Here is a 24,961-nt window from a genome sequence, read left to right as displayed (position 1 = left end):
GCGGTCCAGGAGAGACCTGGCGCGTTTCCCGGCCGCGGAGCGCGTCTCATCCCCCTGCCGAAAGTGAGACACGTGTGACGTCCTCGCCTGGCCAGTCCCTAAGCAGCACACAGCTTTCCGACGCCAAGCGAGCACTGCTGGAGAAACGGTTGCGCCGTCGCGCCCCGGATCCGGTGTTCACGATCCCCCGGCGGCCGGCGGGGCAGGGGGCGCCGCTGTCGTTCGGGCAGGAGCGGCTGTGGTTCATGGACCAGTTCGCCCCCGGCACCGCCGCGTACACGATCCCGATGACGTTGCGGCTGACGGGGCCGCTGGACGTCGCGGCGCTGGAGCGGGCGATCGGCGCGGTGGTGGCCAGGCACGAGAGCCTGCGGACGCGTTTTCCCGCCGACGAGGACGGCCGCCCGACGGCGGTGGTGCAGGAGCGGGTCGAGGTTCCGCTGGAGAGGGCGGAGGCGGACGGCGAGCGCTCGGCGGTACGGCTGGTGAGCGACGCGGCGGCGCTGCCGTTCGACCTGGCGCGGGGGCCGCTGCTGCGGGCGCTGCTGGTGCGGGTGGGCGAAGAGGACACCACAGCCACCGGGGACGCGGGAGGGGGCGCCGGGGATCACGTGCTGCTGGTGGCGCTGCACCACATCTGCGGTGACGGCTGGTCCACCGAGATCCTCGCCGAGGAGTTGGGGGCCTGTTACGCGGGGACGGAGCTTGCCGAGCCGCCGTTGCAGTACGGCGACTACGCGCTGTGGCAGCGGGATCGGCCCGTCTCCGAGGCCGGCCTGTCGTACTGGCGCTCCCAGCTGGCCGGGGTGGTCCCGCTGGAGCTGCCCGTGGACGGGCGGCGGCGGGGCGAGCAGACGTTCGCGGGGGCCTCGCACATCTTCAACCTGGACCGCGAGCTGACGGAGGGGCTGGCGCGGCTGGCGCGTGAGTCCGGCACGACCCTGTACATGGTGCTGCTGGCGGCGTACCAGGTGCTGCTGGGCCGGTACGCGCGCCAGGACGACTTCGCGGTCGGCTCACCGGTGGGCGGGCGTCCCCGGCGGGAGCTGGAGAGCGTGATCGGCATGTTCGTGAACGTGCTGGCGATGCGCGCGGACCTGTCGGGCGACCCGGGCTTCCTGGAGCTGCTGGAGAGGGTCAGGCGGACCACGACGGAGGCGTACGCGCACCAGGAGCTGCCGTTCGAGCAGCTGGTCGGCGAGCTGGGCATCGAGCGGGACGTGAGCAGGTCCCCGGTGTTCCAGGCGGTCTTCGCGCTGCAGAGCTACGGGCGCAGGGAGGGGACGCGCTGGCCCGGCCTGTCGGTGGAGCCGTTCGTGTTCGAGGCCAGGGCGACGCGTTTCGACCTGGAGCTGTTCCTGACCGAGCAGCCGGACGGGATGGGCGGGCTGTTCGTCTACAACCGCGACCTGTTCGGCGCGGACACGGTCGAGGGGATGGCCGCGCAGCTGGAGACGCTGCTGGAGGCGGTGGTGGCGGCTCCGTCGGCGCGGATCTCGGAGCTGGACGTCCTTCCCGCCGAGGAGCGGCGGCGGGTGCTGGCGTGCGCGGCGGGGCCGGAGGAGCCGTACGCGGACGGGGCGACGCTGGGCGGGATGTTCGAGGCGCAGGTGGCCAGGACGCCCGGCGCGGTGGCGGTGGAGTTCGAGGACGAGCGCCTGACGTACGCGGAGCTGGAGGCGCGGGCCAACCGGCTGGCGCACCGGTTGCGGGGGCTGGGGGTGGGGCCGGGCGCCCTGGTCGCGGTGTGCGCGGAGCGGTCGGTCGAGCTGGTGGTGGCGTTGCTGGGGGTGGTGAAGGCCGGGGGCGCGTACGTGCCGCTGGATCCGGACTATCCGCCGGAGCGGCTGGCGTTCATGCTGGCCGACGCGGCGGTGCCGGTGCTGCTGGCCCAGCGGGCGGTGCTCGGCGTGCTTCCCGAGGACTCGCGGGACGCGTCTGCGGGCGACCGGGTGGTGACGGTCGTGCTGGACGATCCGCTGGACGGGCCGGACACTCCCCCGGAGCCGTCGGCGACATCGGCGGACGCGGCGTACATGATCTACACCTCGGGGTCGACGGGGCGGCCCAAGGGGGTGCCCAACACGCACGGGGGCATCCGCAACCGGCTGGGCTGGATGCAGGGCGCCTACGGGCTGACCGGCGACGACGTGGTGGTGCAGAAGACCCCGGCGGGTTTCGACGTGTCGGTGTGGGAGTTCTTCTGGCCGCTGGTGACGGGTGCGCGGCTGGTGCTGGCCCGGCCCGGCGGGCACCGGGACGCGGCCTACCTGCGGGACCTGATCGTGGAGCGGGGGGTGACGACGGCGCACTTCGTCCCGTCGATGCTGGCGGCGTTCCTGGAGGAGGAGGGCGTCGAGGCGTGCGGGTCGCTGCGCCGGGTGGTGTGCAGCGGCGAGGAGCTGACCGCGCACGTGGCCGAGCGGTTCTTCGGGCGGCTGCCGGGGACGGGGCTGTACAACCTGTACGGGCCGACGGAGGCCGCGATCGACGTGAGCCTGTGGCGGTGCCGCCCGGGTGACGCGACGGTGCCGATCGGGCACCCGGTGGAGAACACCTCGCTGTACGTGCTGGACCGCCACCTGCGGCCGGTGCCCTTCGGGGTGCCCGGCGAGCTGCACATCGGCGGGGCGCAGGTGGCGACGGGCTACCACGCCCGGCCCGGCCTGACGGCGGAGCGGTTCGTGCCCGACCCGTTCGGGGCGGCGGGGGCGCGCCTGTACCGGACGGGCGACCTGGTGCGGCTGCGCCGCGACGGCGCGATCGAGTTCCTGGGACGCATCGACCACCAGGTGAAGATCCGCGGGCAGCGGATCGAACCGGGCGAGATCGAGGCGGTGCTGCGCGGGCTCGCGGGGGTGCGCGAGGCGGTGGTGACGGTACGGGAGGACGGCGCGCCGGGCGACAAACGCCTGGTCGCGTACGTGGTCCCCACGGGCGCGGACGAGGTGGGGCTCGACGCGGCGGAGCTGCGGCGGGCGTCGAAGGTGACGCTGCCCGACCACATGGTGCCGTCGGCGTTCGTGGTGCTGGAGGCGCTGCCGCTGAGCCCGAACGGCAAGCTGGACCGCGAGGCGCTGCCCGCGCCGGAGCGGCGCGGCGCCGAGGCGGCGGGGCCGGGCGCCGAGCCGCGGACGCCGGTGGAGCGGGCGATCGCCGACATCTGGCGGGAGCTGCTGCAGGTGGAGTCGGTCGGCGCCGACGGCGACTTCTTCGAGCTGGGCGGCCACTCGCTGGTCGCGATCCAGGCGGTGGCGCGGATGCGCAAGGCGCTGCCGGTGGTCGGGGGACGCGCGGTCGGGGTGATGGACCTGTTCAAGCACCCCACGGTGCGCGAGCTGGCGGCCCTGGTGGAGCGGCCCGCGGGTCCGGCGGGTCCGCGGAGCCTGCTGTACGAGCTGACCAGGCCGGGGCCCGCGCTGATGACGTACGTGTGCATACCGTACGGCGGGGGCAGCCCGCTGATCTTCCAGCCGCTGGCCGACGCGCTGCCCGACGGGTGCTCGCTGCACGCGCTGGCCTTCCCCGGGCACGACCCCGGGTTGCCGGACGAGGAGACCCGGCCGATCGACGAGGTCGCGGACCTGTGCGTGACCGAGATCCTGGAGAACGTCGAGGGCCCCCTGGCCCTGTACGGGCACTGCGGCATCGGCGGCGCGCTGGTGGTGGAGGTGGCGCGGCGGCTGGAGGAGCGGGGCCGCGCGCTGGAGGCGGTGTACATCGGGGCGATCTTCCCGTTCGCCAGGCCCCGGGGCCGGATCGCCGGGCCGCTGGCGCGGCTGACGCGCTACGACCGGTTGCGCGGCGACCGGGTGTACGAGAACCGGATGAAGTCGATGGGCACCGACATCTCGGGGCTGGACGACGAGCAGGTCCGGTTCATGGTGCGCAACCAGCGGCGCGACACCCTGATCGCGGAGGAGATCTTCACGCGGGTGCTGGCCGAGCGCGTGGAGCGGCTGCGGGCGCCGGTCATCTCGGTGGTGGGCGAGCAGGACCCGACGACCGACTACTACCAGGAGCGCTACCGCGAGTGGCACTTCCTGAGCGACACGACGGCGCTGGTGATCCTGGACGAGGCGGGCCACTACTTCCTGAAATATCGGGCCGCCGAGCTGTCGGAGATCCTCACCAACACGCACATCGCGATGGGGTACGGCGCGGCGGACACGCTCGACCGGCCCTCGCGGGGCCCGGGGGCGGGCTGGTGGGTCGAGGAGGTCTCCGTCGACTCCCCCGCCCCGGACCTCGCGGAGGAGGCGGCGCGTCCCGGGAAGGACGCGGGTCCCGGGAAGGGCGCGGGGTCCGGGAAGGACGCGAGTCCCGGGAAGGGCGCGGGGTCCGGGAAGGGCGCGGGGTCCGGTAGAGGCGCGGGTCCCGGGAAGAGCGCGGGGTCCGGCAGGGGCGCGGGGTCCGGTAGGGCGAAGGCCGGGACGAAGGCGCCGCCGCCCAGCCTGCGGCGGTTCCTGGTGGTGGCGGCCTTCCAGCTGGTGTCGATGGTGGGCACCGCGATCACGGACTTCGCGATCCCGGTGTGGATCTACCTGACCACCGGCTCGCTGGTGGACTTCGCCCTGTTCGTGGCACTGTCGATCATGCCGGGAGTGGTGATCGCGCCGCTGGCCGGGGCGATCGTGGACCGGTCGAGCCGCCGCTCGATGATGATCCTCGGCAACTGCATGGCGGGCGGCACGCAGCTCGTCCTGGGCGCCCTGTTCTGGACGGGCGCGCTGGAGATCTGGCACGTCTACCCGCTGACCGCGTGCCTGTCGATCGCGCTGATCTTCCAGCGGGTGGGCTTCACCACCGCGCTCCCCCAGCTCGTCCCCAAGGAGTACATGGGGCACGCGGCCGGGGTGGTGCAGATGGTGATCGGCACGGCGCAGTTCGTGGCGCCGCTGGTGGCCGTCGCGCTGCTCTCCACCATCGGCCTGGGCGGCATCCTCGCGGTCGACGTGGCGAGCTTCGTGCTGGTGCTGGGCGCGCTGCTGCTGATCCGCTTCCCGGACACGATGGCGCACTCGCCCAGGGAGCCCCTGTCGAAGGAGATCGCGCAGGGGTTGCGGATGTCGGTCGGCAACCGCCACCTGCGGGCGGCGATGATCTACTTCGCGACGCTCAACGTGATGCTCTCGGCGCTGCTGCTGTCGATAACCCCGCTGGTGCTGTCGTTCTCCACGCTGACCGTCGCCGGGCAGATCTCCTTCGTCGGCGGTCTGGGCGGGGCGGTGGGCGGCATGGTGATCGCGCTGTGGGGCGGGCCGAGGCGCCGGCGGATGCGCGGGGTGATGCTGGCGACGCTGGGTCTGTCGGTGTTCGCGGTGATCACCGGGTCGCAGCCCACCGCGTGGGTGGTGGGCATCGGCGCGTTCGGCCTGTGGGGCTGCCTGTCGATCGTGAACGGCACCTTCCTGACGATCATCCACACGAAGGTGCCGCAGCGCTTCCACGGCCGCGTGCAGTCGCTCAACCAGATGGTGTCGTGGTCGACCCTGCCGATCGGCATGGCGGTGGTGGCGCCGCTGGGCGAGCAGCTGCTCAACCCACTGATGGTGCCCGGCGGCGCGCTGGCGTCGACGGTGGGCTCGGTGATCGGCGTCGGCCCCGGCCGGGGCGTGGCGCTCATGTACATCGTGCTGGGCCTGGGCATCGCGGTGCACGTGCTGATCTCGATGCGCACACGGGTGCTGTCGCGGTTCGACGACGAGATGCCGGACGCCCAGGCGGACGACCTGGTCGGGGCCCAGATCCTGCGGGAGCGGGCGGGCAACCGGGTGAGCGTGGCCTGGACCGCCCCGGCGTTCGCCAAGGCGATCACGATGCCGCTGCCGCCGGAGCGCGCGAAGGCGGTGCTGCGCACCCCGTACCCGGACGCGGAGGTGCGGGAGGTGGTGCTGCGGACCGGCGGTGAGATCAGCGCGGTGTACGAGGTCAGGTGCGCCGACCGCGAGCTCATCGTGAAGATCTACCCCGACGTGCTGGCGGCGCGGCTGCACAAGGAGGCGCGCGTCTACGAGCTGCTGCGCGGCAGCGGCGCCTCCTGCCCCGAGATGGTGCACTGGGACACCTCGCGGCGCGACCTGCCGCACGCGTACGCGGTGATGACGAAGGTGCCGGGCCGGCCGCTGTCGGAGGTCTCCGCCGGGCTGGCGGCCGGCGAGGTCGCGGGCCTGTACCGGGAGATGGGCCGGACGCTGCGGGCGGTGCACGGGGTGCGGGTGGAGAGGTTCGGCCCGATCGACGGGCCGCAGGAGAGCTCCAACGAGGCGTACGTGGGCGGGCAGCTGGACCTGAGGCTGGCGCAGTTCACCGAGTTCGGCGGGGACGAGGGGCTGCACGCGGAGCTCTCCGCGTACGTCGCGCGTCACCGCCACCTGGTGGCGCGCTGCGACGCCCCCGTGCTGTGCCACAACGACTTCCACGAGCGCAACGTCATGGTCGCCGAGCAGGACGGCCCGGGAGGCCCGCTGCGGATGACCGGGGTCATCGACATGGAGAACGCGCTGGGCGGCGACCCGCTGATGGACCTGGCGCGGACCGACTACTTCGCGGTCAGGGGTGACGCGGAGCGGCGGCGGCACCTGCTGGAGGGATACGGAGACCTGCCGGACGACTGGCCGGAGCGCCTGGCCTTCTACCGGCTCTGTCACGCCCTGGAGCAGTGGCACTGGCTGGCCACCCTGGGTGAGACCGCCGCCCTGCCCGTCATCGCGGAACAGCTCCGCGAGTGTCTGAAGGAGAAAGTGTAAGTGGACGTCTTCCCCGCCTCGTTCGCCCAGGAGCGGATCTGGTTCCTGCACGAGCTCCTGCCCGACCTGGCGGTGTACAACACCGCCGTCCGCTCGGAGGCGGCCGACCTGCGGCCGGTGGACCCCGACCTGCTGGAGCGGGCGCTGGAGGTGCTCGCGGGCAGGCACGAGTCGATGCGGACGGCGTTCGAGCTGCGCGACGAGCGGGTCGTGCAGACGATCGCGGAGCGGGTGCCTGTCTCGGTGGCCAGGACCGACCTGTCCGGGCTGCCGCCCGAGGAGGCGGCCCGGGAGCTCGAGCGGGTCTCCGTGGAGGAGGCGCGCGCGCCGTTCCGGCTGGAGCGTGCCCCGCTGTGGCGGGTGCGGCTGGTGACGCTGGGCGGCGGGGAGTGCCGGCTGCTGCTGGTCCTGCACCACACGGTCTTCGACGCCTGGTCGGCCGGCGTGCTGTGGCGGGAGCTGACCGAGGTCTACCTGGCGCTGCGCGAGGGCCGCGAGCCCGCGCTGCCGGAGCTCGCGATCCAGTACGCCGACTACGCGGTCTGGCAGCGCGACCGGCTGGGCGGCGGCGAGCTGGACGGCGACCTGGCCTACTGGCGGGAGCGGCTGCGCGGGAGCGTGCCGCTGGAGCTGCCCTCCGACCGGCCGCGCCCGGCCACGATGAGCTACCTGGGCTCGACGCTGGACTTCGCGGTGCCCGAGGAGCTGACCGAGCGGGTGGGCGCGCTGGCCAGGGCTCGGGGCACCACGCCGTTCACGGTGCTGCTGACGGCGTTCTCGGTGCTGCTTGCGCGCTGGAGCGGGCGGACCGACGTCGTGGTGGGCTCCCCCGTCGCCGGGCGGGAGCTGCCGGAGCTGGACGCGCTGATCGGCATGTTCGTCAACACCCTGCCGCTCCGTACCGACCTGGGCGGCGACCCCGCGTTCGGCGAGGCGCTGGACCGGGTCCGCACGACCGTGCTGGAGGCGTTCGACCACCAGAACGTGCCGTTCGCGAAGCTCGTGGAGGTGGTGGACCCGCCCCGCGACCCCGGCAGGACGCCGCTGTTCCAGGTGGGGTTCAACCAGGTCGCGGTGGACGGGCGCGGCCGGTACGGGAACGGCACCTCCAAGGCCGACCTCACCATGGAGCTGCACAATCCGGACGGCAGGATGGAGGGCTGGGTCGAGTACAGCACGGACCTGTTCGACGAGGACACGATCCGGCGCCTGGTCTCGGCGTTCCTGACGCTGCTCGGCGCGGCCGTCGACGACCCGGGATCGCCGATCTCCCGGCTGCCGCTGACGGACGGCCCCGAGCGGGCCCGGCTGCTCACCTCCTGGCACGGCCCCGAGGCCGCCTACCCCGAGCGCTGCCTGCACGAGCTGATCGCCGAGCGGGCGGAGCGGACGCCGGACGCCGACGCGGTCGTCTCCGTCGACGGGACCCTCACCTACCGGCAGCTGGAGGAGCGGGCGGGCGCGCTGGCCCGGCGGCTGCGCGAGCGCGGGGTGGGGGCCGAGACGCCGGTCGCGGTGTGCCTGCCGAGGAGCGCGGAGCTGATCGTGGCGCTGCTGGCGGTGCTGAAGACGGGCGGCTGCTACGTGCCGCTGGACCCGGACTACCCGGCGGACCGGCTGGGGTTCATGCTGGCCGACTCGGGCAGCCCGCTGCTGCTGACCCGCGCGACGATGGTGGAGCGGCTGCCGCCGTCCCATCCCCCGGCGATCCTGCTGGACGCGCTGCCGATGAACGGGGCGTCCGAATTCGTCCCCGGCCCGCTCTCCCCCGACTCGCCCGCCTACGTGATCTACACCTCGGGGTCGACGGGGGTGCCCAAGGGGGTGGTGGTGCCGCATCGCGGGGTGGTGAACCTGGTCACCGGGCTGGGGTTCACCGAGCGGGAGCGGATGCTGCTGCTCACCTCGCTGTCGTTCGACATCGCGGCGCTGGAGATCTTCGGCCCGCTGACGGCGGGCGGCGCGGTGGTGCTGGCTCCCCCGTACGGCAACGGCGGGCTGGGCGAGCTGGTGACGCGGGCGGGGGTGACGACCGTGCAGGCGCCGCCGTCGGTGCTGGAGGAGATCCTGGAGCGGCTGCCCGCCGGGCTGCCGCGCGTGTTCAGCGGCGGGGAGCCGCTGCCGGTGCCGCTGGCCGGGCGGATCCGGCGGGTCGCCGGCGAGCTGTGGAACCTCTACGGGCCGACGGAGACGACGATCTGGTCGCTGGCGCACCGGGTGCCGGAGGGCGCGGAGTCGATGTCGATCGGCATGCCGGTCGCGGGCACCACCGCGTACGTGCTGGACGAGGCGATGGAGCCGGTGCCCGTCGGGGTCTCCGGGGAGCTGTTCCTGGGCGGCGACGGGGTCGCCCGCGGCTACCGGGGACGGCCGGGGCTGACCGCCGAGCGGTTCGTCCCCGACCCGTTCGGCCAGGGCGGCCGCCTCTACCGGACGGGCGACCTGGTGCGGCGGCTGCCCGACGGGACCCTGGAGTTCCTCGGGCGCGCGGACGACCAGGTGAAGGTGCGGGGGGTGCGGATCGAGCTGGGCGAGGTGGAGGCCGCGCTGGCGGCGCACCCGGGCGTGCGGCGGGCGGTCGCCGCGGTCAGGGACGACGCTCCCGGCGGCCGGGCACTGGTCGCGTACGTGGACACGGGCGCCGGTGCGGATACGGGCGCTGATGCGGGTGCAGGCGCGGGTGCGGGGGCCGGTGCGGGGGCCGGTGCGGGTGTGGGCGCCGGGGAGCTTCGGGCGTTCCTGGCCTCGCGGCTGCCCGCCACGATGGTGCCGAGCCTCTTCGTGCCGGTGCGGGACTTCCCCCGGCTGCCCAACGGCAAGCTCGACCGCGCCTCGCTGCCCTCCCCCGTCGCGGAGGGGACACCGGCGGCGCCCGCCGGGCCGGTCACCGCGAGTGAGGAGCTCGTGCACGAGATCTGGTGCGAGGTGCTGGGCAGGAACGGCATCGGGATCGACGACGACTTCTTCGACGTCGGCGGGCACTCGCTGCTCGGTACCAAGGTCGTCGCGAGGATCTGCTCGGCGGTGGGCATCGACCTGCCGCTCAACGCCCTGTTCACCACGCGCTCGGTCCGCGGGCTGGCGCTGGTGGTGGAGGAGTGCCTGGCCACGGAGATCGACCGGCTCACCGACGAGGAGGCCGAGCGGATCGCCGAGGAGTACGACCGAAATGACAGTCCGGTGAACTAGGACCGAAATCGGCATTTTGGACACTTGCTCTTGGTAGCTTCCGGCCACATTCGGTGTCCACGGAGTGAGACGCTTCACGACACACGGAAGTGGCCGGTCACCTTCCGTTCACGGAATCGCCGTGAACTGCGGTGATGTCGGAGCGTGAGAACGCCCGATGATCTTCCCGTGCGGCCGAAACCGGCATTCCGACACACGTTTAAGTTTCAATCCTTGACTGCCGATGGCGCAAATAATAGGAATAGTCTGGCTTATCGCTTGTGAATACTTGACAGGGCAAAAACCCTGTTTAGGGCTATGGGGGGTGAATGCTCGAAGCGATGCGGGGGGACTCGTCGTCCGCCTCGTTGCACGGTCCGTCGTCCACTCAACCGGCGCCGTTGACGGCTCCCGCTCCCGCCGCCTGGACGACCGGACCATCCCACATCGCCCCGGACGCGCTGTTGTGCGGCCTCGTCGCCGCCCAGGCGGCGAGGACGCCCTCCGCACCGGCGATCCGCCAGTGGGAGACCGGCCTCACCTACCGCGAGCTGATGGGCGCCGCCACCGCGCTTGCGCTGCGGTTACGCGCCCTCGGGGTCGGTCCCGAGGACCGGGTCGGGCTCTGTGCCAGGCGCACACCGCTGATGACCGTCGCCGTCCTCGGCATCATGATGGCGGGCGGCGCGTACGTCCCCCTCGACCCGGCGCACCCGCGCCGGCGACTTGACGAGGTGCTCGACGACGCGGGTGTCGCGGTCGTCGTGGCCGACGCCCACGGCCGCATGCTGCTGGACGGATGCGGGCGTCCCCTGGTCGAGCCGGAAACGAACTCCACGCCCGGATCCGTGTCCGAAAACACCTCCGGAACCGCCGGTGAAATCACCGCCGGAACCCCGGCGGAAATCCTGACCGAAATCGCGGCGGAGCGCGCCGGCGGGATTCCCGGCATCCCCGGTGGGATTCCCGGCATTCCCGGCGGGACTCCCGGCATTCCCGGCGAGATTGCCGACGAGATTGCCGACGGTGGCCCGGCGCTGCCGGGGAACGCCGCCTACGTCCTGTACACGTCCGGGTCGACCGGGCGGCCCAAGGGCGTCGTCGTGAGCCACGCGTCCGCGGTCGCGTTCGCCTCGGCCGCGGCGGCCCACTTCGGCCTGGACGGCACGTGCCGGTCGATCGCGTTCTCCGCGCTCGGGTTCGACGTCTCGGTGCTCGACATGCTCGCGCCGCTCACCGTGGGCGGCTGCGTGCAGCTGGTGCCGGACGACGACAGGACCGACCCGGCCCGCCTGCAGCGGTTCCTGGAGGCGCACGACGTCACCTGGGGCTTCATCCCGCCCGCCCTGCTGCCGCTGGTCGACCCGGCCCGGCTGCCGCACCTGCGCGACCTGGTCACGGCCGGCGAGCCGCCGGGCCCCGAGCAGGTGGCCCGCTGGTCGGCGCACACCCGCTTCCACAACTGGTACGGCCCCACGGAGACGACCGTCTGCGTGGTCGGCACCGAGCTTTCGGGGAGCTGGGAGCGGTCGCTGCCGATCGGGTACCCGCTGAGCGGCTGCCGGGCGCACGTCCTGGACGAGGACATGCGCGAGTGTCCCGTCGACGTCCCCGGCGAGCTGTACATCGGCGGGCCGCAGGTCAGCCGCGGCTATCTGGGCCTGCCCGGCATGACGGCCGAGAAGTTCGTGCCCGACCCGTTCGACGCCGTGCCCGGGGCGCGCCTCTACCGCACCGGCGACCACGTCGCCTGGCAGGAGGACGGCCGGATCGCCTTCATGGGGCGGCTGGACCGGCAGGTGAAGATCCAGGGCCAGCGGGTCGAGATCGGCGAGGTCGAGTCGGTGGTGCGGGCCCACCCCGAGGTGGCGCAGGCCGTGGTCGACGCCCCCGGCGAGCTGGTCGCCTACGTCGCGCCGATGGACGCGCCCGGGCTGGCCGCCCTGCGGGTGCACTGCGCCGGGAGGCTGCCGGTCTACATGCTGCCCACCCGCGTGGTGCGCGTCCCCTTCCTCCCGCTCAACGCCTCCGGCAAGGTCGACCTCGCCGCCCTGCGCGGTCTCTCCGAGGACATCTCCGGGACTTCCGGTGACGCGAACGGGGAGACCTCCGGCGCCTCAGGACTGGCGGGGATCTGGGCACGGGTGCTCGACGCCCCCGCCCCCGGCCCCGACGACGACTTCTTCGAGCGCGGCGGGCACTCGCTGCGGGCGATGCGCCTGGTGTCGGCCATCAGGGCGGAGCTCGGCCGGGACATCTCGGTCGAGGACGTCTACGCGGCCCGTACCTACGGCGCCCTCTCCTCCGGTGTCGGGAACGCCCCCCTGCGGGACGCCTCGCCCCCGGAAAGCCCCCTGTCCGGTGAGCCCCCGTCGCTGTCGCCCGCGCAACGGCGCATGTGGTTCGTGGAACGGCTCGCCCCCGACACCCCCGCGCACAACATCGCGATGGCCGAGCGCGTGCGCGGCCCGCTGGACCACCGCGCGCTGCGAGGCGCCCTGGAGTCCGTGGTGGCCCGGCACGAGACGCTGCGCTGGCGGATCACCTCCCGCGACGGCGTGCCCCACGTGACGGCCGTCCCGCCCGGCGAGGTGCCGCTCCCGCTGGACGACCTCTCGGCGCTCCCCCACCCCGAGGCCGCGCTGGCGGAGGCGCTGGAGAGCGAGGCGCGGACGCGGTTCGACCTGGCGCACGACTCCCTGGTCCGGGCCAGGTTGATCCGGATGGCCGAGGACGACCACGTGCTCGCGGTGACGGTGCACCACATCGTCTTCGACGGCTGGTCCCAGGACGTCTTCTACCGGGACCTGAGCGCCGCCTACCGCGGCGACCCGCCGGGTCCGGCGGGCGCGTCGTTCGCCGACTACGCGCGCTGGTCGAGGGAACGCTCGGACGGCGACGGGCTCGACTGGTGGCGCGAGCACCTGAGGGACGCCCCGATGGTGCTCGACCTGCCCAGGGACACCCCCCGCCCACCTGTGCAAACTTTTTTTGGAGCGCTCCGAACAGCCGAGATTGACGCCGAGATCGGAGAGCGTGTCAGGAAGCTGGCGGTCCGGCTGGGGGTCACCCCGTACCCGGTGTTGCTGGCCGCGTTCGCGCAGGTGCTCTCCAGGCTCTCCGGGCAGCGGGACCTGCTCGTCGGCACCCCGTACGCCGACCGGGGGCACGTCGCGTTCGAGTCGCTGATCGGCATGTGCGTGCGGATGCTGCCGCTGCGGCTGCGCCAGGACCCCGAGGCCTCGTTCGAGGAGCACGTGGCCCGCTGCCGCGACGAGCTCGCCGAGGTCGTCTCGCACGGCGACGTGCCGCTGGAGCGCGTCGTGGAGGCGCTGCGCGTCCCGCGCGACCTGGGGCGCAACCCGGTGACGCAGGTGCTGTTCAACATGTACAACTTCGCCGAGCCCAAGCTGGACCTGCCGGGCTGCGTGACCGAGCCGCTGCCCGCCGGGCTGCCGGGCGCGCTGTTCGACCTGACGATGTACGTCAGCGAGCGCGGCGACGGATACGCCCTGCAGCTCGTCTACAACCCCGACCTGTTCTCCGCCGCCAGGATGGACGCCCTGCTGGCCGGGTACACGCACCTGCTGGGCGACCTGCTCGCCGAGCCGGGCGGGGCCGCGCGCGAGGCCCGGCTGGCCCCGCGGGAGGCACCCGCCGCGCTGCCGGTCTGGGACGGTCCCGGGCCGCTGGACACCCTGCACCGCGACGTCGTGGTGGAGGGCGCGGGGCGGGTCCTCGGGTACGCGGAGCTCACCGCGCTGCGCCGGCGCACGACCTCGGCGCTGCGCGCGGCCGGGGTCGCGCCCGGCCAGGCGGTCGCGGTGCTCGGCGCGCGGGTCCCCGAGCTTCCCGGGCTGCTGCTGGGAGTGCTGGCCAGCGGGGCCCGCTGGGTGGTTCTCGACCCGGCGCACCCGGCTCCGGTGCTGGCCGGGCAGGCCGCCGCCGCCGGGGCCGTGGCGGCGCTGCGCTGCCCGGACGCCCCCTCCCTGGCGGGCCTTCCGGAGATCGCGCTCCCGGAGATCGCGCCGTCCGGAACTGCGTCGCCCGAGACTCCGCGGCTCGAAAACGGGGACGGGACACCGGAGGACGGCGCGACGCCGTGGGAGCCGCATCCGGAGCGCGGCTACCTGTCGCTCACCTCGGGGACCACCGGCGCCCCCAAGCCGGTGGTGACCGGCGAGGGGCCGCTCGCGCACTTCGTCGACTGGTACGCGAAGACCTTCGCGGTTACCGCGGCCGACCGGTTCGCCCTGCTGTCGGGCCTGGCGCACGACCCCGCGCTGCGCGACGTGTTCGTGCCGCTCGCCACCGGCGCCCGGCTGTGCGTGCCGGAGCGGGACCTGCTCCGCGACCCCGTCCGGCTGGTCGCGTGGCTGCGCGAGCACCGCGTCACCGTACTGCACCTCACCCCGCAGCTGGCCAGGATGCTCTGCGGGACCGGCGCGGTGCTGCCCGGGGTCCGGCTGGTCGCGACCGGCGGCGACCGGCTCACCCACGCCGACGCCGCGCGGCTGCGCCGCCTGGTCCCGTCCGCCCGCCTGGTGGCCTTCTACGGCACCACCGAGACCCCGCAGGCCCACGCCTGGCACGAGATCCCCGGCTGGGTGCGCGAGAGCGCCGAGCCCGTCCCGGCGGGGCGCGGCATCGAGGGCAGCGAGCTGGTCGTGGTCGGCGAGCACGGCGGCCGGGCCGGGGTGGGCGAGCTGGGCGAGGTGGTCGTGCGCAGCGCCAACCTGGCGACCGGCTATCTCGACCCCGATCTCACCCGGCTCCGCTTCACCGGGGACGCCTTCGCCACCGGCGACCTCGGCCGCCTCAACCCCGACGGGACGGTGACGATCGCCGGGCGGCGCGACGACCAGGTGAAGATCCGCGGTTTCCGGGTGGAGCTCGGCGAGGTGGAGGCGGCGCTGTCCGCCCACCCCGAGGTCCGCGCCGCCGCCGCGGTGGCCGACCGGGACGAGCGGCGCGAGACGGTGCTGCACGCCTACGCGGTGCCCCGCAGGCCCGGGCTGGCCGCGCCGCGGCTGCTCGACCACCTGCGCGCGGTGCTGCCCGAGCACGCGGTCCCCGCCGAGGTGATCGTGGTGCCCACGCTGCCGCTCACCCCCAACGGCAAGGTCGACCGCGCCGCGCTGCGCCCGCCCGTGTCCCGGCCGGGAGGCGAGGCGGGCGGCGAGGTGTCCGGCCCGACCGAGCGGGCCGTGGCCGAGGTGTGGCGGGCCGTGCTCGGCGTGCCGCGGGTGGGCGCGGCCGACAACTTCTTCGAGATCGGCGGCCACTCGCTGGCGATCGCCGCCGTCCAGGCCCGCCTGGGCTCGGCCCTCGGCCGGGAGATCCCGATCGTGGACCTGTTCCGCCATCCGACCATCCGCGCGCTCGCCGCGCATCTCGACGGTGGAGGCCCCACTCCCGGCCTCGACCGCGCCGCACGGCGGCTCGCCGTGCGGCGGGACCGCCTCAAGGACCGCTCAAGGAAGCCGAGCTGACAACCGCACACTCACCCGCACCCGGATCCGAGCCCAGACTCGGCCCCACATCCGAACCCGCACCCGGGACCGGATCCGACCTCGCAGCCGGATCCGGACCGGACCCCGAACCCGACTCCGGACCCGGCCCCGCAGCCGAATCCGGACCGGACCCCGAACCCGAGAACGGACCCGGCCCCGCAGCCGAATCCGGACCGGACCCCGAACCCGAACTCACATCCGAATCGATGCCCGCCCCTCCTCCGGCCCTCGCGGCCGGACCGATCCCCGCCCGCCCCCTCACGCCTGAAGCCGCACCCGTGACCGAACCGGCGACCGCACGACCTTCCGGAGCGCGAACCCGGCCGGTGAACCACCCGACAGCCGAGCCGGCGATCGAGTCGCCACCCACACGACCCCCCGCACCGGAACCCGAGCCGACCCCCGTACACCCCCCCGCACCGGCGCCGACCGCGCCCCGCATGGAAGAAAGGGACCCCCGCATGGCCGAGGAGCCCACCGTCGAACCGATCGCGATCATCGGCCTCTCGTGCCGAGTGCCCGGTGCCGGGGACGCCAGACAGTTCTGGCGCAACCTCGCCGACGGAGTCGAGTCGCTGACGCACTTCACCCGTGAGGAACAGCGGGCGCTCGGCGTGCCCGACCACATCCTCGACGACCCGGACTTCGTCCCGGCCGCGATGATGCTCGACGACCACCAGGAGTTCGACGCCGCGTTCTTCGGCATGTCGATCAGGGAGGCGGAGATCCGGGACCCGCAGCACCGGCTCTTCCTCGAACTGTCGCACACGGCCCTGGAGGACGCGGGGTACGACCCGTTCAGGTACCCGGGCGAGATCGGCGTCTACGCCGGTTCCGGCGGGGACTTCTACCAGTGGATCAACATCAGGAGCAACGCGCAGGCCCACGCGAACGCGGGCTGGCTCGCCGTCATGGTCGGCAACCACGTCGACTACTGCGCCACGCTGTCGTCGTACAAGCTGGACCTGCGCGGCCCGAGCTACACCCTGCACACCGCGTGCTCGACCTCGCTGGTCGCGATCCACGTCGCCGCCGAGGCCCTGCGCAACGGCGAGTGCGACATGGCCCTGGCGGGCAGCGCGATGCTCGACCTGCCGCAGGGTCAGGGGTACGTGTACGACGAGGACGGCATCGTCTCCCCCGACGGCCACTGCCGGGCCTTCGACGCCAAGGCGGCCGGGACGATCTGGGGCAGCGGCGGTGGCGTGATCGTGCTGAAGCGGCTGTCGGAGGCGATCGAGGACGGCGACAACGTCCGGGCGGTCATCCTGGGCAACGCGATCAACAACGACGGCGCCAGCAAGGTCGGGTTCTCCGCGCCCAGCATGGACGGCCAGGCCGCGGTGATCGCCCAGGCGCTCGGGGTGGGCGGGGTCGACCCGCGCACCATCACCTACGTCGAGGCGCACGGCACGGGCACCGCGCTGGGCGACCCGATCGAGGTCGCGGCGCTGAGCAGCGTGTTCCTCCAGGACACCGAGGACACCCAGTGGTGCGGCATCGGCTCGGTCAAGAGCAACATCGGCCACCTGGGCCAGTCGGCGGGCATCGCCAGCATCATCAAGGCGGTGCTGGCCCTGGAGAACGGGCTGATCCCGCCCACGCTGCACTACGAGAGCCCCAACCCGAAGATCGACTTCACGCGGAGCCCGTTCTACGTGACGGGGGCGCCGACCAAGTGGGAGCGCAACGGCTTCCCCCGGCGGGCGGGCGTCAGCTCGTTCGGCATCGGCGGCACCAACGCGCACATCGTGCTGGAGGAGGCCCCGGCGCCGTCCCGCCTGGAGCGCGAGCCCCGCCCGGCGCACCTGCTGCGGCTTTCGGGCAGGACCGACACCGCGCTGGCCGCCGCCGCCGAGCGCCTGGCCGCGCACCTGGAGGCCCACCCCGACGCCGACCTGGCCGACGTCGCCCACACCCTGCGGGTGGGGCGCAGGGAGCTGTCGCGCAGGAGCGCGGTGGTGGCCTCCGACGTCGCCGACGCGGTCGCCGCGCTCCGCGACCCCAAGCGCACGATCCCCGGCGCCACCTCCCGGCGCACCCCGCGCCCGGCGTTCCTGTTCTCCGGGCAGGGCTCGCAGTACGCGGGCATGGGCGCCGAGCTGTACCGCACCGAGAAGGTCTTCAGGGACGCGGTCGACGAGTGCGCCGAGATCCTGCGGCCGGTGCTGGGCGAGGACCTGCGCGAGTTGATCTTCGCCACCGGCGAGGAGGCCGGCGAGCGGCTGCGGCAGACGGCGCTGACCCAGCCCGCCCTGTTCACCGTGGAGTACGCCCTGGCCACGCTGTGGCGCTCGCTGGGCGCCGAGCCCGCCGGGATGATCGGCCACAGCATCGGCGAGTACGTCGCGGCGACCGTGGCCGGGGTCTTCAGCCTGCCGGACGCGCTGCGGCTGGTGGCCGCGAGGGGCCGCCTGGTGCAGGGCATGCCCGCCGGGGCGATGCTCGCGGTGCAGCTCGCGCCGGACGAGATCGGCCCGCTGCTGCCCGACGGCGTGTCGGTGGCGACCGTCAACGGCCCCGGCACGTGCGTGGTGGCCGGTCCCCCGGCCCCGATCGCCGAGCTGTCGGCCCTGCTGGAGGAGGAGGGCATCGGCAGGATGGAGCTGCGCACCTCGCACGCCTTCCACTCCTCGATGATGGACCCGATCCTGGGCGAGTTCCGCGCGCTGGTCGCCGGTGTCGAGCGGTCGGCGCCGAGCCTGCCGTTCCTGTCGAACGTGACCGGCACCTGGATCACCGCGGACGAGGCGACGGACCCGTCTTACTGGGCCCGGCACATGCGCGAGCCGGTGCTGTTCGGCGACTGCGTGGCGACCCTGCTCGCCGAGGGCGACTGGATCATGATCGAGTGCGGCCCCGGCAAGCAGCTGGCCGGGCTGGCCAGGGCGCAGACCCCGCCGGGCGCGGTCGCGCCGCTGCCCTCCCTGCCCGGCCCCAAGGACGCCGGTGGCGGCACCGGAGACACTGCCGTGCTGTCGGCCGCGTACGGCACCCTGTGGGTGCACGGCGTCGCGCTGGAGGCGTTCGGCGAGGAGGGGCACCGGATCTCGCTGCCGACCTACCCGTGGGAGCGCCAGCGCGCCTGGATCGACCCCGACCCGCAGGGCGCGTTCACCGGCGGCGTGGCCAACCCCGCGCCGGTCGAGGACGACCTGCCGCTGGACCGCTGGTTCAGCGTGCCGGTGTGGCGGCAGGTCCCGCCGGGACCGGCGCCGCTGGCCCCGGTCACCCGGGCCCTGGTGTTCGCCGACGACGGCTCGGCCGGGCTGGTGGACGCGCTGCGCGCGACGGGCGCCGAGGTGGTCGAGGTTCGGCCCGGCGACGGGTTCTCCGCGGAGAACCCCGAAGGCGTCTACACCGTCCGCCCCGCCGAGCGCGCCGACTACGACGCGCTGCTGTCGGCCGTGGGCTCGGTGCCGGAGCGGGTGGTGCACGCGTGGACCGTCGGCGGCGAGCCCGCCCACGGGACCGAGGGCACCTGGAAGGCCCAGGACCGCGGCTTCTTCAGCGTGCTGGCCCTGGTGCAGGCGCTGACCGCGGCGCAGCCCGCCGACGGGGTGGAGCTGACGCTGCTCACCTCGGGGGCCCAGGACGTCACCGGCGGCGACCTGCTCCGCCCTGAGCACGCGACCCTCGCCGGCTTCCCCCGGGTGGTGCCGCTGGAGACGCCGTGGCTGCGGGTGCGCCACGTCGACGTCGACGGACGCGACTGGGTCAGGCACGCCGCCGCGGAGCTGGGCAGGAGGCCCGAGCCGGACGAGGCGGGGCTGCTGCCCACCGTGAGCGTCAGGGGCGGCCGCCGCTGGCTGCAGCACTACGAGCAGCTGGAGGTGCCCGCTTCGTCTGTGGAAACGGCCGAGGCGGTCGGCGGGCAGGCCGGTCCCCGCGACGGGCAGGTCTACGTGATCACCGGTGGCCTGGGCGGCATCGGCATCTCCCTCGCCGAGGACCTGGCCGCGCGGGCCAGGGTGCGGCTGGTCCTGCTGTCCAGGACCGGGCTGCCGGACCGGGCGGAGTGGGACGCGCACGAGGCCGGGCGCGCGGGCCGGGCGATCGCCGCGATCCGCAGGATGGAGGAGGCCGGGGCCGAGGTCCTGGTGCTCGCCGCCGACGTCACCTCCCCCGCCGACATGCGCCGGGTGCGGGAGGAGACGGTCGCCGGGTTCGGCCGGGTGGACGTGATCGTGCACGCCGCGGGACTGCCCGGCGGCGGCATGGCCGAGATCAAGGAGCGGGCCGCCGCCGAGGAGGTGCTGGCGCCCAAGGTGGTCGGCACGCTCGCGCTGCGCGAGGCCTTCGCCGACCTCGACCTGGAGGCCGTCGTGCTCTGCTCGTCGATCACCGCGGTCGCGGGCGGCTTCGGCCAGGTCGACTACTGCGCGGCCAACAACTTCCTCGACGCGCACGCCAGGGGCGATCACGGATGGGGCGCGGCCACGGTCGTCTCCGCCAACTGGGGCAAGTGGCTGGAGGTCGGCATGGCGGCCGAGGTCGCCGCGCCCGCCGGGTTCGTGGCGCTGCAGCGCGGCGACCGGATCAGGGCCGTCGACCACCCGGTGATCTCCGCCTGGCACGAGGCCGACGGCGAGGAGCTCGGCTGGGCCGGGGGCAGCCTCTCCCCCGACACCCACTGGGCGCTCGACGGGCACCGCATCTCCGGGGTGCCGGTGCTGCCGGGCACCGGCCACCTGGAGCTGGCGCGCTGCGCCAGCGAGGCGGTCCTGACCGGCCCCGGCGTCGTCGAGCTGCGCGACGTGGTGTTCGTCGAGCCGCTCTCGGTGGCCGACGGCGCCTCCGCCGAGGTACGGGTGACGTTCAGCACCGAGGCGGACGGCGCGGACTTCCAGGTGCGCAGCGTCATCGGCGGCGAGCAGCGCACCCACGCACGCGGCACCGCGGCCAAGGTCGACCCCGGTCCGGCCGGGCGGGCCGACGTGGCGGCGATCATCGAGCGCTGCACCCCGGCGTCGGAGGAGCAGGGCGGCGTGCCGCTGTCCGGGCTGCTGACGCTCGGCCCCCACTGGGGCCACATGAGCAAGTGGTACATCGGCCAGAACGAGGCCCTGGGCCTGTTCGAGCTGCCCGAGGAGCTGTCGGAGGACCTCGACGGCTGGGGCCTGCACCCGGCGCTGCTGGACAGCGCCACCTCCTTCACCTGGATCGACGTCGTCGGCCACTACCTGCCGCTCGGCTACGGCCGCATCACCGTCAAGGACCGGCTGCCCGGCAGGTTCTGGAGCCACATGCGCTTCCGCGACAGCGGCACCGACGAGGTGCTGGCGGTCGACGTGACGCTCATCGACGCGGACGGCGTGATCGTCACCGAGATCTCCGACTACGTGCTGCGCCGCATCAACACCGACGCCGTGGTGGCCGGGGTGACGGCCGACGCCGGAGCCCAGAAGGCGGGCACGGTCGCCGTCCCCGACCAGGGCGGCCAGGTCGCGACGACCGCCGGGGGCCCCGACGCGGTCGGCATCCGCCCCGCCGAGGGCGCCGAGGCGTTCCACCGGCTGCTGGCCACCCCCCTCGGCGCGCAGGTGGTGATCGCCGCGACCCCGGTGGCCGCCTACCTGGCCGGTGTCGGGTCGGTCACCCAGGAGACGGTCGAGACGGAGCTGGACCCGGCCGCCGTCTCGGACCGGCCCCGTCCCGGCGGCGCGGCGTCCGACGACTACGTGGCGCCGCGCGGCGACGTCGAGACGGCCATCGCCCGGCTGTGGAGCGAGGTGCTCGGCGGCGAGCGCATCGGCGTCGACGACGACTTCTTCGAGCTCGGCGGCAACTCGCTGATCGCCGTGCAGCTCATCGCCCTGATCCGCAAGGAGCTGGGCGTGCGGCTGCCGATGCGCAGCCTCTTCGAGGAGCCCACGGTGGCCGGGGTCACCGCGCTGATCGAGCAGGCGCGCGCCGCCGCGCCCGCGGCGGAGGCCGCCCCGGCCGCGAGCCAGACCATGATTCCCCGTCTCCCCCGCAGGAGTGAGCAGCAGTGAGCGAGTCCCTTCCCGACACCAAGGTCGTCCTCAACGACGAGGAGCAGTACTCCATCTGGCCCTCGGGCCGTGACAACCCGGACGGCTGGCACGACGCGGGCTTCACCGGCACCAAGGACGAGTGCCTGGCCCACATCGAGCAGGTCTGGACCGACATGCGTCCGCGCAGCCTGCGCGAGGCGATGAAAGCGGGAGACGCGGGATGACCGACCGGACCGACCAGACGGTGGACGTCTTCCCGTCCTCCTCCGGGCAGGAGCGCATGTGGTTCCTCGCCCGCTTCGAACCTGAACTCGCCGTCTACAACATCGGCATGCTCATGCCGATGAGCGCCCGCCAGCCGGTCGACCCGCGCCGGCTGGAGGCCGCCGTCACCCAGGTGGTACGCCGCCACGAGGTGCTGCGCACCGTCTTCGAGTTCAGGGACGGCCAGGTGGTGCAGATCGTCAACGGCGCCGTCCCCCCGGTGCGGCTCACCGAGACCGACCTCACCCACCTGCCCGGCGGCGAGCGGGAGGCCGAGCTCGCCCGGCTGGCCAAGTCCGACTCGGTCACGCCGTTCGTGCTGGACCAGGCGCCGCTGTGGCGGCTGCGGCAGGTGCGGATGGCCGACGACGACCTGCGGCTGATCTGCGTGTTCGACCACACCGTGTTCGACGGCGTCTCCAGCCACGTCTTCGTCAACGAGCTGGAGGAGTGCTACGACGCCATCGGCGAGGGGCGCGAGCCCAAGCTGGCGGAGCTGCCCATCCAGTTCGCCGACTTCGCCGTCTGGCAGCGCAACCGGCTGACCGGGGCGTTCGTCGAGGAGGAGCTGGCGCACTGGCGGGAGCGGCTGGCCGGGATCCCGTCCGACCTCGCCCTGCCCGCCGACCGGCCGCGCCCGCGCAGCCGGTCCTACCGGGGCGAGGCGCAGCTGGGCGCGTTCTCCCCGGAGGTGTCGGCCGGGATCGAGCGCATGGCCAAGGACCTGAACTCGACGCTGTTCACGGTCATGCTCACCGCGTTCGCGACCGTGCTGGCCCGCTGGTCGGGGCAGTACGACGTGGTGGTGGGCACCCCCATCGCGGGGCGGCTGCTGCCGGAGACCGAACCCGTCATCGGCATGTTCGTCAACGCCGTGGCGCTGCGCGCCGACCTGACCGGCGACCCGACGTTCGCCGAGGCGGCCGGGCGGGTGCGCACCACGGTCGCCGAGGCCCTGGACCACCAGGAGCTGCCGTTCGAGCGGCTGGTGGAGGCGCTGCAGCCGGCCAGGGACCTGAGCGTGCCGCCGATCTACCAGGTGATGTTCAACCTGGCCCACGACACCAACGAGGGCCAGATCGCCAACGGGACCGCCAAGGTGGACCTGCAGCTGGACCTCAACATGCGCGGCGGGCGGCTGCACACCCGCCTGGAGTACAGCACCGACCTGTTCGACCGGCCCACGATCGAGCGGTTCGGCGCCTGCCTGGAGACGCTGGTCGAGGCCGCGGTCGCCGCCCCGGGGACGCCGATCTCCCGGCTGCCGCTGCTGGCCCCCGAGGAGCGCGACCGCGTCCTCGCGCTCGGCGCCGGCGAGGACCCCGCGCGTGCGCTGGAGGTCCTGGCCGGTGACGGTGCGACGCTGACCTCGCTGACCTCGCTGACCTCGCTGACCTCGCTGATCGAGGCTCAGGTGGCCAGGACGCCGGACGCTCCGGCCGTGGTCACCGGTGCCGCGACGCTGACGTACGCGGAGCTGGACGAGCGCGCCACGGCCCTGGCCGGCTGGCTGCGCGGGATCGGGGTCAGGCGGGGCAGCCCGGTGGCGGTGTGCGCCGAGCGGTCGGCCGAGCTGGTCGTCGGCCTGCTCGCGGTGCTCAAGGCGGGCGGGGCGTACGTCCCCCTCGACCCGGAGTACCCGCCGTCGCGGCTGGCGTTCATGCTGGCCGACAGCGGGGCCCGGGTGATGCTGACCCAGCGCCACCTGCGCGACCTGCTCCCCGAGGGCGCCGTCAAGCCGGTGCTGCTGGACGCGCCCGACACCTGGGGACCGCAGCCCCCAGGAGCGCCGCTTCCGGTGACCGGCCCGGACGACGCCGCGTACGTGATCTACACCTCGGGGTCGACGGGGCGTCCCAAGGGTGTCGTCAACACCCACGGGGCCATCGTCAACCGGCTCGCCTGGATGCAGGAGCGGTTCGGCCTGACGCCGGCCGAGGCGGTGCTGCAGAAGACCCCGACGAGCTTCGACGTGTCGGTGTGGGAGTTCTTCTGGCCGCTGGTCACCGGGGCGTCCCTGGTGCCGGTCCGGCCGGGCGGGCACCGCGACCCCAACCACCAGCGCGACCTGATCAAGGCGCACTCGGTGAGCACCGCGCACTTCGTCCCCTCGATGCTGGCCCTGTTCCTGGAGGAGACCGGCATCGAGTCGTGCCACTCGCTCAAGCGGGTGATCTGCAGCGGCGAGGAGCTGCCGCCGCGCCTGGCCGCCCGCTTCCGCGAGCGGCTGCCCGGGGTGGAGCTGCACAACCTCTACGGGCCGACCGAGGCCGCGGTCGACGTGACCGCCTGGCGGGTCGAGCCGGGCGAGACGCCGGAGGCGCTGAACGCGCTGCACACGCTGCCCATCGGCCCGCCGATGCCGGGCAACCGCCTGCACGTCCTGGACGAGCTGCTCCGGCCGCTGCCGGTCGGCGTGCCCGGGCACCTGCACATCGGCGGGGTCCAGGTGGCGCGCGGCTACGCGGGCCGGCCCGGCCTGACGGCCGAGCGGTTCGTGCCCGACCCGTACGGGCCGCCCGGCTCGCGGCTGTACGCGACCGGCGACCTGGCCAGGGTCCGCGCCGACGGGGACATCGAGTTCCTGGGACGGCTCGACGACCAGGTGAAGGTGCACGGCTGGCGGGTCGAGCTCGGCGAGATCGAGGCCGTGATCGCCGAGCACCCCAAGGTGCGGCAGGCGGTCGTGGCGCTGCGCGACGACGCCCCTGGCGGGCGCGGGCTGGTCGGCTACGTCGACTGGTCCGGGGACGCCTCGGCGCTCACCGGGGAGCTGCGCAGGACGCTCGCCAAGAAGCTGCCCGCCGCGCTCATCCCGCAGGCGTTCGTCGGGATCGACACCGTCCCTCTCGGACCGAGCGGCAAGCTCGACCGGGGCGCGCTGCCCGCGCCGACCGGTTCGGGCCGGGGCGACCTCGGCACGCCGTACACCGAGCCGCGCACCCCGCTGGAGACCGAGCTGTGCGCCCTGTGGAGCGAGCTGCTCGGCCGGGAGCGCATCGGCGTGGAGGACGACTTCTTCCAGCTCGGCGGCCACTCGCTGCTGGCGGTGCTGCTGGTCACCCGCTACCGGGAGACGTACGGCGTGGAGATGCCGCTGCGGCGGTGCTTCGAGATCGCCACGGTGGCCGAGCACGCCCTCGCCGTGCTGGAACTGCAGCTGGGGGACGACGACGAGGAGCTGGCGGCGTTGCTCGCCGCTCTGGAGGACCCCGCGGATGAGTGACCTGAGGGCGAAAGAGGCACCGGCGGCGTTGCTCGCGGCGCTGAGGAGTGCGGATGAGTGACC

6 protein-coding genes are annotated in these 24,961 nt (G+C 73.9%); all 6 read left to right on the top strand.

What is annotated here, in order from left to right; all coding sequences use genetic code 11:
* The first annotated feature begins 74 nt into the window (after positions 1-74).
* The 6 genes from AC5L38_RS07115 to AC5L38_RS07090 all read left to right on the top strand — a co-directional run bounded on the left by AC5L38_RS07115 (position 75) and on the right by AC5L38_RS07090 (position 24,898).
* Entirely contained in the window at positions 75-6,749 is a 6,675-nt protein-coding gene (locus AC5L38_RS07115; protein ID WP_495241935.1) for an amino acid adenylation domain-containing protein, read from the top strand.
* Positions 6,750-9,938: a non-ribosomal peptide synthetase gene (locus AC5L38_RS07110; RefSeq protein WP_495241934.1), complete on the top strand. Its 3,189-nt coding sequence runs from the start codon at positions 6,750-6,752 to the stop codon at positions 9,936-9,938.
* Positions 9,939-10,318: 380 nt separating this feature from the next.
* Positions 10,319-15,409, top strand: a complete 5,091-nt coding sequence (locus tag AC5L38_RS07105) for an amino acid adenylation domain-containing protein (protein WP_495241933.1) — start codon at positions 10,319-10,321, stop codon at positions 15,407-15,409.
* 482 nt (positions 15,410-15,891) lie between these two features.
* On the top strand, positions 15,892-21,426 hold the full coding sequence (locus tag AC5L38_RS07100) for a type I polyketide synthase (protein WP_495241932.1): 5,535 nt from the start codon (positions 15,892-15,894) through the stop codon (positions 21,424-21,426).
* A complete protein-coding gene (locus AC5L38_RS07095; protein ID WP_495241931.1) occupies positions 21,423-21,632 on the top strand; it encodes an MbtH family protein in 210 nt (69 codons plus the stop codon). Before AC5L38_RS07100 ends, AC5L38_RS07095 begins: the two co-directional genes overlap by 4 nt.
* Positions 21,629-24,898, top strand: coding sequence for a non-ribosomal peptide synthetase (locus tag AC5L38_RS07090; RefSeq protein WP_495241930.1), 3,270 nt, complete (start codon positions 21,629-21,631; stop codon positions 24,896-24,898). The genes AC5L38_RS07095 and AC5L38_RS07090 overlap by 4 nt, the downstream gene beginning before the upstream one ends.
* The last annotated feature ends 63 nt before the right edge of the window (positions 24,899-24,961 follow it).

Source organism: Streptosporangium nanhuense (assembly GCF_059358815.1).
The sequence above is the reverse complement of the archived record's forward strand: the minus strand, read 5'-3'. Positions and strand labels throughout refer to the sequence as shown.

Excerpts from the sequence above, each read along its gene's own strand:
- AC5L38_RS07100 (WP_495241932.1), top strand. The coding sequence starts at position 15,892 with ATGGCCGAGGAGCCCACCGTCGAACCGATCGCGATCATCGGCCTCTCG.
- AC5L38_RS07090 (WP_495241930.1), top strand. The coding sequence starts at position 21,629 with ATGACCGACCGGACCGACCAGACGGTGGACGTCTTCCCGTCCTCCTCC.